Below are 14,880 nucleotides of genomic sequence, written 5' to 3' on the forward strand. Positions count from 1 at the left end.
AATCACACATAACAGATACGTCCAAAACCTGGAAGAAAGGATCAACTGTTTTGACCGGTTCATGCTTGATTTTCAAGTGGAAAACCAAGTCGGTAAAAACTTAGCTAAACTAATTGTAAATATTTAATGAACTTTATATAATTCCGGATGCTTCTTTTATCGGCATAAAAATAAAGGACACACCCCTGGCCCCTCTCGAGAGGGGAACCTGCAAACGACGCCTTTCCAAACGTTAGTAAGGTAGCAAACTATGCTTCCCCTCTCGAGAGGGGCAAGGGGTGTGTCCTTAATAAATAGCTGTAAATAAACCATGAAATCAATAATAAAAGTTTAAACAACTTCAACAGTAAAATACAGACCACCAATTTTATAGTGCTAAAAGAAGCATCCTGTTTTTTTAATTTGATCTTGATCATAGCGCAAATCCATCTATCGTCAAAAATCATTAATGCTTCTTTTACCGGCAAAAAATTGTTGTTATACAGCAAAGCCCCTGATGGGCAGGGGCTTTTACTAACCAATTATAAACCTAAATTATGAGAAGGGCTGTAGGAGAAGGGGTCGAACCTTCACGAAGTGGTTATCACGTTGCCGTGGTTTCCCATAATCTTCGCCACCGGGACAAGGAGGTGTGTCTGCCAAATTTCACCATCCTACAATTTTCTTTCATTAAGCAATTTAAAGAACGTTGTTTTTCTGATTGCTTGACACAAATTTAAGGCACGCGTCCATTCCTTGCAAATATTTCAACAAAATAATTTTATTTTTATTTTTATTTAAATTATAATTGTGAAACGTTACATATTTCAAAATTTATGCCTCATAAAAAACCCCATAATTCAGAAATTGATAATTTGGATATCCAGATCCTGTCTATCCTGATGAAAAACGCCACTACGCCTTATACCGAAATTGCCAAAGAATTGATCGTTTCCGGCGGAACTATCCACGTTCGGATGAAAAAACTGGAAGATTTGGGCATTATCAAAGGCGCCAACCTCGAAATCAACCCGCAGAAATTAGGCTACGATGTTTGTGCTTTTCTGGGGATTTTTCTTGAAAAAGGATCACAATACAACGAGGCCGTAAAACAATTAAAAACCGTAAACGAAATTGTAGAACTGCATTATACCACCGGGAGCTGGAGCATTTTCGCCAAAATCATCTGCCGGGACACCACACATTTAAGGGAAATTTTGAACGAACAGATCCAAAGCGTGCCCGGCATCCAACGTACAGAAACTTTTATATCTTTAGAAGAAAGCATCAAAAGGCAAATTATACTTGATTAATCAAGCCGTTTAATTTCTGTAAGCGTATAGATGGCGGTTGTGTATTAACTTTGAGTGATTTTAAACTTATAAAATTTTATTTGTTTAACTATAAACACCAGGTCAACTAAATATTGCTATATGAAAAAAGATTTTTGGGGGACTGTAACCTCCAAAGTAATTAGCTGGACAGGAAGCACCGCCGGAATTATGGCAGCCAATGGGTTGATGATTGCGTGGCTTATTTACGGATATTTTGAACATTTCTCTGAAGAGTCTCAAATGATCCTTAATACGGTTACTTCCATCATTACTTTTGTAATGCTGTTCCTGATCCAAAAAGGCCAGAACAAAGCTGATAAAGCCACGCAGCTTAAATTGGACGAAATTATTTATGCTTTGGAAACAGGGAACAACAAAAGATTAGGGATTGAAAAACTGACCGAAGAAGAGTTGGACCAGATTAAAGAAGAATATAACCTGGAGGAAGATGAAGTTGACGAAATCAAAGAAGATATAGAAGAGCAAAAAACAGTAAAGCCGTAACGATAATAATTACGGCTTTACTATTTTTTCTAAAAAATCAAAAGCTACTTTTTTCGCTCGCCTTTCATTTTCGAAGCTATTTTCAGCGCTTCCAAAGCATTTACAATACCGCCGGATTTGCTTAAAGTTGTAAAATCTACTTTTTCTTTGCTGCCGGGTTTTAACACAGTGGTGCCGTTTAAAGGTTTTGCCGAAGCAATGATCACCTCTTTCAACTGTCTGGCGCTAAGCGTTGGGTAATATTCTAAAACCAAAGCGGCAACGCCGGCCGTAATCGGCGAAGCAAAACTGGTTCCGTCGGCGGTGTTAAATTCGGCATCTTTATCAATTGAGGTTACTTTTACGCCCGGCGCAAAAACATCCACGCTGTTTTTACCATAGTTACTGAAAGAACCGGCCAGGTTTTCATCATTTAAAGAACCAGAAGCGCCAACGCTGATCAGGTTATCTACTTTGGTTCCGTCGAGCAAATTATCGTTGGGGAATTCCGGTTTTACATCCACGTTCTGGTTGTCGTTGCCCGAAGCCTGTACCAACAATACATCTTTATCGGCGGCGTATTTAATCGCATCATCCACCCATTTTTTGTGCGGGGAGATTTTTTTGCCGAAACTCATGTTCACTACTTTCGCGCCATTATCAACGGCATAACGGATAGCATTTGCGATATCTTTGTCGTACTCGTCGCCGTTTGGTACTGCTTTTATCGCCATAATTTTGACATTGTCGGCAACGCCGTCAATACCATAACCATTGCCACGAACGGCACCAATCAACCCGGCAACGCCAGTTCCGTGCGAAGCGTCTTCAAACTTTAACTGGTTGCTGCCGTACTTTTTATCGTTGATGTCGTCCGGGTTATCGCCAACCACACGTTTGCGCGCCTCCAAATCCGGGTTAACATCGTTGTTCAGCTTCGTGATGTATTCGCTCAGTTCGGTAATAGTTTTGGTGTCCGTTTTGGCATTGTCGGCATCCTGCAAAATCAAGCCCCAAATATATTTGCTCTTGCTCAATGTGTCGTTTTTAGCATCTAATTTGGTCAAATCATTTTTGGTGAAGGATTGCCCGGCTTTCAAATTCAACGATTTTTTGATAAAAGCATCTGTGGTAACCAAAGCATTCATCAAAGGCGTCAATTGGTCCAATTCTGCCTGGGATTTGCTCACTGTAGAATCACGAACATCTTTCACTTTTACCCAATAGGCATATTCTGCTTTGTCTTTTGCGGCAGCAGCCGTAGTAATATTGGCGTATTTGTTTTTCAACCTGAAATACTCGCGCACTTCTTCGGTGGTCTCGTTTACGTCGCATTTGTTGTTCGGGCCACCCAGAAAGTTCCAGCCGTGCAAATCGTCAATGTAACCATTGCCGTCATCGTCTTTGCCATTGCCGGCCTTTTCTTTGGTATTGACCCACAAAATTGGCCGCAAATCTTTTTGCAAAGTATCAATCCCGCTGTCAATGGTTGCTACCACAACCGTCTTGCTCTTTTTGCCCTTCAAAAAATCGTAGGCCTGGTTTAAGCTGATGCCAAAGTAGCCATCCTGCTTCAAATCCAGCGTATGCCAATTTTTGGGCGGATCGGCAGGTTTAACAGCCAATTCCTGTGCAGAAACCTGGGTAATGTTTATGGCAAACAAGGCAACCGCAGCCAACGCAGTTGTTTTAAAACTAATCTTCATGAATATATGTTGTAATTTTTAGATTTATCACACAACCGGTTTTGTCATTTTTACCGTTCTAAAAACAGTATTGCCCGGAGAAATAGGTACTGGAATTTGAATAAGCCTTTGATACAAAAAAGCTTATTTTAACGTTTTACTTTTTAACACGTCATCCTGCCCGCAATTAATTGAAAATGCTTTTTCTTACTTTTGTCAAATCTACAAATTAATGCAATTGCAAAAACGGTTAATGGTTATTTTGCATGAAATGAAGTGTTTGTAACAGCATTTTTAACGAAGCAAAAATACTTTTAAGTATGGCTTGGGTTTAATTATAATTTATTGCTGTTACATTAGTGTTATAAATAAATATTGTTCTGCTAATAAAATTGAATGGAAGAAGAATTTGATTACAATTTCTCTGAGGATCCCCGGTTTTCTGTAGAACGATATGAGGAGATGATCCGCAATCACGATCAGTATTTTTTTGATGCTCAGGTATTTGAAAATATTATTGATTACTACATAGAAAAAAACGATCCGGTAAAAGCCTTGCAGGTAGTTGGTTACGCGCTAAACCAGCATCCGTTTGCATCGGTGTTTTTAATTAAACAAGCGCAGCTTTTTATCGTAACCAACCAGGTTGCCGATGCTTTTGCCATTTTGGACAAGGCAGAAAGTTTGGAGCCATCCGAAGCGGATATCTACATTATCCGCGGAAACTTGTTTGAAAGTTTGGAACGCCACGAAGAAGCACTCGAGAATTACGAGAAAGCTTTGCCGCTGGCCGAAGAAACCGATGACATTTTACTGCACATCGCTTTTGTTTACCAAAGCAAAGGCGAGTACGACAATGCCATCACGTACCTGAAACTTTGTTTGGAACAGAACATGGAAAACCAGGATGCCTTGTACGAACTGGCTTTTTGCTACGATGTTATGGACCGCCAGAACGAAAGCGTGGAGTTTTACGAGCAATATATTGATAAAGAGCCTTACAGCTACGCGGCCTGGTACAATCTGGGCAATGCTTTCACCAAACTCAGTTTGTTTGAAAAAGCAATTGATGCTTACGATTATGCGATTTTGATCAACGAAAGCTTTACCTACGCTTATTTTAACAAAGGAAACGCGCTGATAAACCTCGATAAATACGACGAAGCAATTGAAGTTTATAAACAAACTTTGGAGTACGAATCGGCCAGCGCAGATACCTATTGCTCTATCGGCGAGTGCTACGAAAAGCTGGAACGGATGGACGAAGCGCGCGCTTACTACAAAAAAGCAGTCCGCAAAGATGCAAAAATGGGCGACGCTTGGTTTGGTATCGGCGTAACGTTGGATTTTGAAGAACGCTATTTTGAAGCCTTGCGCTATTACAAGCGGGCTTTAGAGCTGGAAAATACAAACCCCGATTATTGGTTTGCCATTGCCGATGCCAACTACAAACTCGGCAATTTGCCGGAATCAGAAGAAGCTTATGCGAAAGTGATCGAGCTAAACCCGTTGGATGTAGATGCCTGGCTGGATTATTCTTCCATTTTGTACGAACAGCACAAGTTAAGCGCAGCCATCGAAACAATAGCCGAAGCTATCAAAAACAACCCGGATGCAGCCGAACTTTTCTATCGGATGGTGGCTTATCTTTTTGCCAAAGGCGAATACAACGAAGCGTTGAAATACTTAGAAATCGCTTTGACAACCGATCCGGAAAAGCATTATATTTTGTTTGAATATTTGCCGCAGTTGCAGGAAAACAAAGCCATTGTAGATATCATCAACCGCTTTTATCGAAATTGACCCATTGCCTTTAAAGCCTGCTTAAATCAAATGCTTCTTTTAGCACATAAAAATCTGTGTATATTTTATTACAAAACACATAGATTTTTATGTGCTAAAAGAAGCATCAGGAACAAAATTTCAAACAGGCACTTAGGCTGATGAAAGAACAAGCTTTTGTTTTTTTACATTTGTGGCCAACAAAAGAACCTGACTGTAGCAGGTTCTTAACCAAGATTGATTTTGAATGAATTATTCTCTTAGTAATATCCCGGAACGGACGCAAAAACCACGTTCATCAGGCTTTACCATGGTGATGGATAAAGGTTTAAGTTTGCGGCAAGTGGAAGATTTTCTGGAAGTTTCCGGCCAACATACTGATATTGTTAAGTTAGGCTGGGCAACTTCTTACGTTACGCCCAACTTAACCGAAAAATTAAAGTTGTACCGCGATGCCGGCATTCCGGTTTATTTTGGCGGTACTTTGTTTGAAGCTTTTATTATCCGCGGCCAGTTTGATGATTACCGGCGCACGCTGGACAAATACCAAATGGATTATGCCGAAGTTTCTGATGGTTCGATCACGATTGAGCATGACGAGAAATGCAATTACATCCGCGAATTAAGCAAGCAGTTAACCGTTATTTCTGAAGTTGGATCCAAAGATGTTGAGAAAATCTTCGCACCTTATAAATGGATCAAACTGATGAACGCCGAACTGGAAGCAGGTTCCTGGAAAGTAATTGCCGAAGCACGCGAAAGCGGAAATGTAGGCATTTACCGCGATTCTGGTGAAGTGCGGCAAGGTTTGGTAGATGAAATCCTGACCCAGATTCCCGAAGAAAAAATTATTTGGGAAGCGCCGCAAAAAGCACAGCAGGTTTGGTTTATCAAACTGATTGGCAGCAACGTTAATTTAGGAAATATTGCGCCGGCAGAAGTTATCCCTTTGGAAACCATTCGTTTAGGTTTGCGCAGCGATACCTTTGATTTCTTTTTGAACCAATAAAAGCCCATGCTTCTTTTATAGGCATAAAATTGGCGTTCCAATTGCGAAAGATGAAAAAATACGGATTGATCGGTTTCCCGCTAACACATTCTTTCTCTAAGAAATACTTTGAGGCAAAATTTGAAAAAGAGCACATTGGAGATAGTACTTACGAACTTTTTGAGATTGATAACCTCAGCAATTTCCCTGAATTTATTAAAGCTCATCCGGGTTTGTGCGGCTTAAATGTTACCATTCCGCATAAAATTGGCGCTGTTTATTATATGGATTGGATTGACGACGAAGCAAAGCAGGTTGAAGCCATCAATTGCATCCGTGTGGTAGAAGAAAGCGCGCTTGCCACTGCGTTTTCCGGGGAAGTAGGTTTTGTAGGCCAGGATTTCCGGTTGGAAGGCTACAATACCGATATTTATGGTTTTGAAAACTCTTTAAAACCGTTGCTTCAATCAAACCATAAAAAAGCGTTGGTTTTGGGCAACGGCGGCGCATCCCGGGCAGTAAAGTATGTGTTGAAAAAACTGCGCATCGCCTACCGAACCGTATCACGAAGGCCAAAAGCAAACCAAATTTCTTATGAACAAGTAACACCAAGGCTGATGGCGGAATGCACTTTGATCATCAACACTACGCCTTTAGGCACTTCGCCGGATACCAATGCTTTTCCGAAAATCCCTTATGAAGCTATTAACAGTAAGCACCTATTGTACGACCTGATCTATAATCCGGAAAAAACTGTGTTTCTGCAAAAAGGCGAAGCGCAGGGCGCAACGATAAAAAACGGTTACGAAATGCTTCTTTTACAGGCAGAAAAATCGTGGGAAATCTGGAACAAAAAATCATAACATGCACAAAAACGCCTGGCTTATCTGTTTTGCTTTCGGGTTGATCTTCCTGTTTTCGTGCAACAACAGCCATGATTTTACGCCAAAGCCACGCGGTTTTTTTCGCATTGTTTTTCCGGAGAAAAAATACCGGGAATACAAAAGCGGTTGTCCGTTTACGTTTTCTTATCCGGTTTACGCACATATCGAACCGGATAAAAACCGAAACGCGCAGCCTTGCTGGTTCAACATCGAATATCCGCAATTTAAAGGAACGCTGCATTTAAGTTACATGCCCATCACTTCAAAAAAAGTTTTTAACGAACTGATTGAAGATGCGCACACGTTTGCCTTTAAACACACCATCAAAGCAACGGCCATTGATGAAGGGACGATTGCTTATCCAGACCGTAAAATGTACGGCATTTATTACCGGATTGATGGCAACGCGGCTTCTTCGGCCCAATTTTATTTAACTGATAGTACCAAAAATTATTTGCGTGGCGCCTTGTATTTTAACGAAGTTCCGCGGCAGGATTCCATCAAACCTGTTTTGGATTTTGTGAAGCAGGATATTGATGTGATGATCAAAACCTTGCGCTGGAAAAACTAATGCTTCTTTTATCGGTGTTTTTTTGGGTGTGCTGTCATTCCTCCCTTCAGTTTGGTATCACAGTACAAAATCAACTCTTATCCAACACCTTTTCTGCCTGGCGCGTTACGTCCAAATTGGTAATTTGTTTTTTCGGGAAGTTAAACAGCACCGAAGTAATTACCGGAACGATAAACACGGCAACGGTAAACAAAGAAACAAACAGATCCATGCTTTTGCCTTCCAGTATTTCCGAAAAAGGCGTTCCCGGAAAAAAATGCGTGTATAATGAAGCGGTTAGTTTTACGCCCAAAACACCAATCACCACAAAGGCAACCGTTTCTAAAAACGTAAACTTTTCCATCAGTTTTACAAAAGCCTGCGCTACAAAACGCATCGCCAAAATGCCTATAAAAACGCCGGTGTAAATCAAAAAAACGTGATCGGTAAAGGCAACGGCGGCAAAAACGTTATCAATGGAAAATGCCAGATCCATTACTTCTACCAAAGCTACGGTTGCCCAAAAAGTGCCCACCAAACCAACTGTGGATTTATAGATCCAGCTTTCGTTCTTGTTTACCGTTTCTTCTTCGCCGCCGCCTTCTTTTGATTTTCCTTTAAAATAATCAAACGCCAAATACAGCAAATACAAGCCGCCCAAAGGTTTCAGCCACCAAATCTTGACTAACCAAGCCGCCAGAAATAAGCAAATCCCGCGGAAAACATAAGCGCCCAAAATGCCATAGCGCAAGGCTTTGCTGCGTTGTTCTTTCGGCAAATCAATTACCATGGTAGCCAATACGGCCGCGTTATCAACAGAAAGCAAGCTTTCGATCACGATCAAATTTAAGATGATGAGCAAACCGGCCTGTATGTCTTCGCCCAATATATGATGTAAAAAATCCATTGCTGTTTATTTAATGATACTGTTTTTATGACTTAATTTTTGTGGTTTTGTTACTGAATTTTCCAAAGAAACTAAATCAAATCCGTGTTCAACATGGCTTTTAAAATATTGGCCTGCGCATCAAAATTAGCGATGTTTTGCAGAAAGCTGATGTCGCTCAGCTTTTTATAATTTTCGGCCAGCAACGTTTTTATTTCCTGCGGAAGGTACGTTTTTGTAACGCCAATCCGGCTTTGCAACTGGTCGTTTTTATCTTTCAGTTCGCGGATCATTTTTTCTTTGTGCGAGATTTGATTGTCAAAACTGATATTTTCAATTTTTGAAAAATCACAAAACAAAAACAGGTTTCTGGCCGGATAAAAAACAAAATACTTATCCGTTTCTATAAACTTGTAAACTTCGGCAATTGCGTTTCCAGCTTTTATTCCGCAGAAAAACTCGGTTTTAAAATCGTATTTACACAGCAAACCCAATAACTTTTTCTGGATGGTAGCGTAAGCGTTGGTGTAAGTTTCTGTCGGATTGTAATGCGTCAATTCGTCCAGCAATTCTCCCGAAACCTCGTAATAAAAATCCTGCGAAAAGCGCGAACTAAAGTTGTTAATGTTTTTGGAAAACGGGTATTCGTCAACATTGTCTGACAGAAACTGGTACAAGTGCCGTAACGAAATATTCATTTTTAACGACTGCTTTTGCTGGTCTTGTTTGTAACTTTTTTCGCTGTAAAAGGAGTTGGAAAGCTTGTCAATCAGTTCGTTGTTCAACTGCATTTCGTCAAACAGCAAACTCACGTTTTGCTCGTTACTTTTTTTAATCTTCTTTAAAAGTTCAATTAAACTCGACGTGTATTGCAGATGAAAAAGTTCGAGGTTGTTGGCATCCAACTCCGGGTTTTGCCCGAACATTTGATGGATAACCTGGCTGCGCAGATAAATTTTGTAGATGATTTCTTCCTCAAAAAAAGCAGCAAGCAACTGTAATTTACTGATGATCCGTTTAGATGCGTTAAATATCGCCGCCAGATGTTCGTCCATTCATACAAAACTACTTAATACTGGTTACATTTTTCTTCAGTTCGGTCTCTAAATTCTGCAGCTCGGTATTCAGCACTTTACGATTTTGGTTGCCTTCTTCGTGGATGCGTTTTACCTCGTTCAGCGTTTCGATCAGCGATTGCGTAGTTCGTTTTAACGTATCTAGAGAAACAACCGTTTTCTCATTTTCGCGCGCCACATCAATGCTGTTCTGTTTCAGCAGTTCGGCGTTTTTCTGCAAAATGGTGTTCGTCGTGTCCGAAATCTTTTTCTGCACTTCCACATGCTGTTTTTGCCGCTGTAAAGCTACGGCGATGGTCAACTGGTTTTTCCAAACGGGAATCGTTGTGGAAATAATGGATTGCGCTTTTTCGGCAATGGAAGTATTGTTGTTTTGCACCACGCGGATTTGCGCCAGCGATTGCATCATGATAAAACGGACAACCTTTAAATCGGCCAGGCGTTTATCCAAACGGTTTACAAAATCGCGCAGATCGGCAATTTCATAATCCTGGTAATCGGCCGGATTTGCATCCATTTGCGCCAATTTCTCGCTCAGTTCCTTGTATTTTAACTGACCGGAAATAATCAGTTCTTCCATCTGTTTGATGTACGAAACATTGCTGTCAAACATGGTTTGCAACGAGCTGTTGTCTTTGATAGAATTTAAACGGCCAGCCTTAATTTTATTGGTGATCTTGTCAATATTGCTCACCACCGTATCGTATTTCTGAAAAAGCTTTTGCGCATCAAAAACCATCTTTTTTAGGAACGGAATTTTGGAGAGGAGACCTTTGAAACCGCTTTGGTCCAGTTCGTCCACATCAATATAATTCAGTTCGCCCAACAAATCGGTAATCAATCCGCCAACCTCGCCAGAATTGTACGTACGAACCGAAGTTAAAAACGCATTGCTGTATTTTTCCATCGAGTTTTGCACTTCCACGCCGTAATTCAAAATCGAATTGACATCGGACGGATTGATGGTTTTGCTGATCTCGGCAAACTTCTTTTCGTCTTCGGGCGTAATTTTTGACAGATCAACGTTGCCGTCTTTATCCAATTTTACAGGCGTTGCCGTTTGGTTTACAGGAATGGGGTTTAATTCGTCCATCGTTTGTTTTTAAATTTAGATTGGTTTCGGATGCAAATGTTACAGCAATTTGGGCTGATGCTTCTTTTATCGGTATAATACACAATACTTCTTTTACCCATATAAAATTGGTGTCCGTTATAAAAACTGGTTCATCACCGTGTTGATCGTTTCGGGCAGCTTTTTATCTTTTGTTGGTTCGCCCAGGGCGTTAAATTTCCACTCGCCGTTGCGCTTGTAAAACACGCCCATCACCATCGAAACATAGCCCGAAAAATTAGAATTGTGCGCAATGTCGTAAGTCGCAAAAACTTCGCGCACCATTTTTGGCGTCCCTTCATAAATGCGGATCGAAGCAAACGGGATTTTACCAAAATCATGTCCGCGGAAACTGTTCAGCACAAAAGCAACGTGTTCGATATTGCTGTTGAGCAAAGAAAAATCAAGCGTGATGACTTCGTTGTCCAAACCATCGTCGCCGTCCACATCGCCGGTCAAATCGTCGCCACTGTGTTTTACCGAACCGTTTTTGGATTGCAGGTTGCCAAAGTAAACGGTTTCCTGCAGTTTCTTTTGCCCATCAAACAAAGCACAACTGGCATCCAAATCCACCGCTTCTTTAGTCGTTCCGAAACCAAAAAAACCTTTCTTTTCGATGGCGCCCCAATTGATGCCCACACAAATATTTTGCAGTTTGCTGCCGTTGCTTTTTTCGAGGTTGATGCGTTGCCCCTTTTGAAGATTAATAGCCATAATTTTAATTGTATTTGTTTAAATAATCCTGCAAACCGCCTTTCATGCCTACGCCAACGGCTTCAAATTTCCACTTGCCTTCGCGTTTGTAAATGCGGCCAAATTCTACCGCTGTTTCGATGGAAAAATCTTCTTCCAACTCGTATTTCAACAATTCTTCGTTGCTTGAAGTATCAAAAATCCGCACAAAAGAATTTTTGACCTGACCAAAATTTTGACGGCGACTGGCAGCTTCGTGTATCGTAACCACCACAACCAATTCTGTAGCACGCGGATCAATAATGGAAAGGTCAATTTTCACCTGCTCGTCATCGCCTTCGCCGGCTCCGGTCAAATTATCGCCGGTATGTTCTACACCGCCATCGGGAGAAACCAGGTTGTTGTAAAAAACGAAATGCTCGTCGGAAAGCAGCTTCTTGTTTTCACCCAAAATAAAAACGGAAGCATCCAAATCAAAGCTGGTTCCCGTTGCCGAATTATTGGTATCCCAACCCAAACCAATGGTAAATTTGGGTGCATTGATATTTTCGCGTTGTCCTTTTTGCAAATTAATGGCCATGTTATACTGGTTTTTGGTTTTTATAGAATTCAAATTTACACGATAACTTTCCATTAAAGCTAATTGCTTTTACTGTTTTTACCGGCATAAAAGAAGTATCGGGAATTTAAGGCTGATGCAGCAAACTTTGCGCCCGCATTAAATTATCGGTGGACTGCAAAATCTTGTCCTTTAATTTCGGATTGTAATGAGGATGGTTTTTCAAGAAAGATGTTACATCCTGCGCCGCTTCTTTGCTTTGATAACTGCCAAAAATGGCGCCCAGCCACGATTGCGGGAAAAACACATCGCCCGTTTTTTGGATTTCTTCCACCAGTTCCATGCTTTCGGGCAAATATTTAACCGAAGTTTTTTGCCGAAGCGGATGGTTTAAATAAGCCAAAGCCGTAACCACCGATGACTCTTTTTGCCGGTTCTTCCGGTCTTTTAGGCTGTTAAAAAAAGCATCGCGTTCTGCCGGATTGTTTGATAAAGCGGGCGCAATAAATGCCAGCCGGGCTTTGCGGTCAATATTAGAAATACGTTCCTGCTGTTCTTTCAAAACAGAAACCGCCGTATCATTTTTTAAAGCGATGGAAAGCGCCAGCGAAGTGTAATCGTCCTCGGTCAGTTTAACGCCTGTCGGCGGCTGCTGCTTTTGCCAGATGTTGTAGATTTTGCTTTGCGCGGCTTCGTTCAAATACACATCCTGGTACGCTTTAAGCAACAGCTTTTTATTGTTCGGAAGGGTTTGCTGTTCCATCGCGTTCCACAATTGCTGCTCTAAAATTGCACTCAAAGCAAGCCTTTTTTCGGGCAAAGTAAATTCCCAGTAAATGTTGGTAATGTAGCCGGTGATGAGCCGCAAATTCAACTCGTTTTTCTCTGCGGTTAAGCCTTTTGCAAACTGGTTCAACAATTCCTCCGGCTTAAAATAACGGCCGTTTAGCATGTTTTCGTAAGCATTGATGTAGGCAGAGGCACGTTGCAGCGGACTTTCAAAAGTAAACCAACGACTGGCCAAAGCTTGATCAGCCGGGAACAAACCGTAACCCATGCCATCCGCATTAAACTGGATGAAAAGCGGCTTGGCCAAACCTGATGCTTTTTTTACCACTACTTTTTCAGTGGCCATATTTACGCGGATTATTTTGCTGTGATCGGCATAAACCAAAGTGATAGTAAAAACTTGCGGCCAGATTCGCTTTGCGCCCGTTTCAGGCTTCTGCGTAATGTTGAAGTTGCTGATTTTATTTCCGCTGTAATTAACCGTGTAATCAAAAACCGGGCGGCCGGGCTGGTTCACCCAAACTTTGTTCCAGGCATACAAATCAACTTTGCTGTGCTGGCTCAAAATCGCGATCAAATCGTTCCAGGTTGCGTTGCCGTAAGCGTATTTTTTGAGGTATTCGCGGATGCCTTTTTGGAAGTTTTCTTTCCCGATCAGCAACTCCAACTGCCGCATCATAATTGGTGCTTTATGGTAAATGATGTTGCCATACAACGAACCGGCATCCTGCAAATTATCCAATTGCTGCCGGATCGGGTTGGCGCCTTTTGTACGGTCAATTCCGTAAGCCGCGGGATAATGATCGAGCAAAAACTTCAAGTTAAACGTTTCGCTGCCCATCATCCGTTCGGTTACTTTATCGGCCATAAAATTGGCAAAAACCTCCTTCATCCAAACATCATTGAACCATTCCATCGTAACCAAATCGCCAAACCACATGTGCGCCGTTTCGTGCGAGATAACGTTGGAACGCGCAATAAACTGGTCTTTGGTGGCGCCTTCGTCCAGAAACAAACCCGATGCTTTGTACTGCACTTCGCCCGGATGTTCCATGCCGCCGAACTGAAAATCGGGAATGGCCACAAAGCCAACTTTTTGAAAAGGAAACGGAATGCCCGTCCAGCTTTCCAAAAAAGCAATAGCGTTTTGATGGGCGATAAAAACAGAATCAACGCTTAATTTGATCTTTTTGGGATCGGTTTCGCGGTGCAGAAATTCAGCGTTTCGATTGCCCAATGCTTCTTTTACCGCACTATATTTTCCGGCCGTGAAAGAGAAAAGGTACGTGGGCAGTTTATCGGAATTGGCGAAATGATACATAGTTTGCTGCTTACCAACGACCGAATCTTTTTTAACCGCATTGGCCAAAACCTTCCAATCCGCAGGAACTTGTAGCGTTAACAGGAAGTTGGATTTTAAATCAGGCTGATCGAAGCAAGGAAAAACAGTTCGGGCGCGATCCGGAACAAAAAGCGCATATAAATAATCATTGTTTCGGTTGAGTGAAGCATCACCAGCAATAAAACCAAGATCAATTTTGTTTTTGCCGATGTGCAATTGTTTTTGGGCGATGAGCAAATGTTCTTCCTGCAAAATCGTCTCCATTTTTTTCCCGTTAACAACAATGGATTTTATATGATCTGAACTTTGCTTAAAATCCAACTGCAACGGCTGCTCATTTTTTTTTAGGTTGAAATCAACGCTTTCCGTAGCCGAAATCGCTTTGCTTTTTTCGGCATGAATATCAAAACTAAGATCGTATTGAATATTGCTGATGACGGAATAGCGATAAGTTGCCAATTCCAAAGAAACGCCGGGTTCAACCGCAATTGGTTTTATGTTTTTTTGCTGCGCAGAGGAAGTCGCATTCAACCCAAACACTAAAAATATACCGATAAAAGAAGTATGCAAGGATGGCATTGTTTAAAATCAAGGGTAAAAATAAACAGCAATTCTGGTAAAAATATCTCCCCCTAAATTTATGCCGATAAAAACAGTATTGCTTTTTCTCGGCAAAACCAATATTATTCAAAACAAAGATGCTTCGTTTACAATTTTTTTATCAAGCCGATACTGTTTT

13 protein-coding genes are annotated in these 14,880 nt (G+C 41.3%); 6 read left to right on the forward strand and 7 right to left on the reverse strand.

Annotation, left to right across the window (positions count from 1 at the left end; translation table 11 throughout):
• Positions 1–815 precede the first annotated feature (815 nt).
• Both V5804_RS08330 and V5804_RS08335 read left to right on the forward strand, forming a co-directional pair.
• Positions 816–1,292: an Lrp/AsnC ligand binding domain-containing protein gene (locus tag V5804_RS08330; protein ID WP_299289932.1), complete on the forward strand. Its 477-nt coding sequence runs from the start codon at positions 816–818 to the stop codon at positions 1,290–1,292.
• A 120-nt stretch (positions 1,293–1,412) separates the two neighbouring features.
• Positions 1,413–1,817, forward strand: a complete 405-nt coding sequence (locus tag V5804_RS08335; protein WP_369590923.1) for a low affinity iron permease family protein — start codon at positions 1,413–1,415, stop codon at positions 1,815–1,817.
• Between the two features lie 44 nt (positions 1,818–1,861).
• On the opposite strand, the gene V5804_RS08340 is transcribed toward V5804_RS08335, so the two are convergent.
• On the reverse strand, positions 1,862–3,502 hold the full coding sequence (locus V5804_RS08340) for a S8 family serine peptidase (RefSeq protein ID WP_369590924.1): 1,641 nt from the start codon (positions 3,500–3,502) through the stop codon (positions 1,862–1,864).
• A gap of 375 nt (positions 3,503–3,877) precedes the next feature.
• Between V5804_RS08340 and V5804_RS08345 the strand changes: the two genes are divergently transcribed.
• The 4 genes from V5804_RS08345 to gldD all read left to right on the forward strand — a co-directional run bounded on the left by V5804_RS08345 (position 3,878) and on the right by gldD (position 7,706).
• The gene (locus V5804_RS08345; RefSeq protein WP_369590925.1) at positions 3,878–5,284 is read left to right on the forward strand and encodes a tetratricopeptide repeat protein; all 1,407 of its coding nucleotides are present in this window, start codon (positions 3,878–3,880) and stop codon (positions 5,282–5,284) included.
• Positions 5,285–5,510: 226 nt separating this feature from the next.
• On the forward strand, positions 5,511–6,272 hold the full coding sequence (locus tag V5804_RS08350) for a phosphosulfolactate synthase (RefSeq protein ID WP_369590926.1): 762 nt from the start codon (positions 5,511–5,513) through the stop codon (positions 6,270–6,272).
• A 50-nt stretch (positions 6,273–6,322) separates the two neighbouring features.
• The gene (locus tag V5804_RS08355) at positions 6,323–7,114 is read left to right on the forward strand and encodes a shikimate dehydrogenase (RefSeq protein ID WP_369590927.1); all 792 of its coding nucleotides are present in this window, start codon (positions 6,323–6,325) and stop codon (positions 7,112–7,114) included.
• A gap of 1 nt (position 7,115) precedes the next feature.
• The gene (gene gldD / locus V5804_RS08360; RefSeq protein ID WP_369590928.1) at positions 7,116–7,706 is read left to right on the forward strand and encodes a gliding motility lipoprotein GldD; all 591 of its coding nucleotides are present in this window, start codon (positions 7,116–7,118) and stop codon (positions 7,704–7,706) included.
• A gap of 70 nt (positions 7,707–7,776) precedes the next feature.
• Here gldD and V5804_RS08365 read toward each other — a convergent pair whose 3' ends face one another.
• The 6 genes from V5804_RS08365 to V5804_RS08390 form a co-directional block, all read right to left on the reverse strand.
• Positions 7,777–8,592 (reverse strand): DUF475 domain-containing protein, encoded by an 816-nt coding sequence (locus tag V5804_RS08365; protein WP_369590929.1) that lies wholly within the window; start codon positions 8,590–8,592, stop codon positions 7,777–7,779.
• Between the two features lie 71 nt (positions 8,593–8,663).
• A complete protein-coding gene (locus V5804_RS08370; RefSeq protein WP_369590930.1) occupies positions 8,664–9,626 on the reverse strand; it encodes a hypothetical protein in 963 nt (320 codons plus the stop codon).
• 10 nt (positions 9,627–9,636) lie between these two features.
• Entirely contained in the window at positions 9,637–10,740 is a 1,104-nt protein-coding gene (locus V5804_RS08375) for a toxic anion resistance protein (RefSeq protein WP_369590931.1), read from the reverse strand.
• A 117-nt stretch (positions 10,741–10,857) separates the two neighbouring features.
• Positions 10,858–11,472, reverse strand: a complete 615-nt coding sequence (locus tag V5804_RS08380) for a TerD family protein (RefSeq protein ID WP_369590932.1) — start codon at positions 11,470–11,472, stop codon at positions 10,858–10,860.
• 4 nt (positions 11,473–11,476) lie between these two features.
• Complete coding sequence (locus V5804_RS08385) at positions 11,477–12,031, reverse strand: TerD family protein (protein WP_369591121.1); 555 nt, start codon at positions 12,029–12,031, stop codon at positions 11,477–11,479.
• 106 nt (positions 12,032–12,137) lie between these two features.
• The gene (locus V5804_RS08390; protein WP_369590933.1) at positions 12,138–14,720 is read right to left on the reverse strand and encodes a M1 family metallopeptidase; all 2,583 of its coding nucleotides are present in this window, start codon (positions 14,718–14,720) and stop codon (positions 12,138–12,140) included.
• Positions 14,721–14,880: the final 160 nt, after the last annotated feature.

Source organism: Mucilaginibacter sp., from assembly GCF_041088075.1.
Lineage (GTDB): Bacteria > Bacteroidota > Bacteroidia > Sphingobacteriales > Sphingobacteriaceae > Mucilaginibacter_A.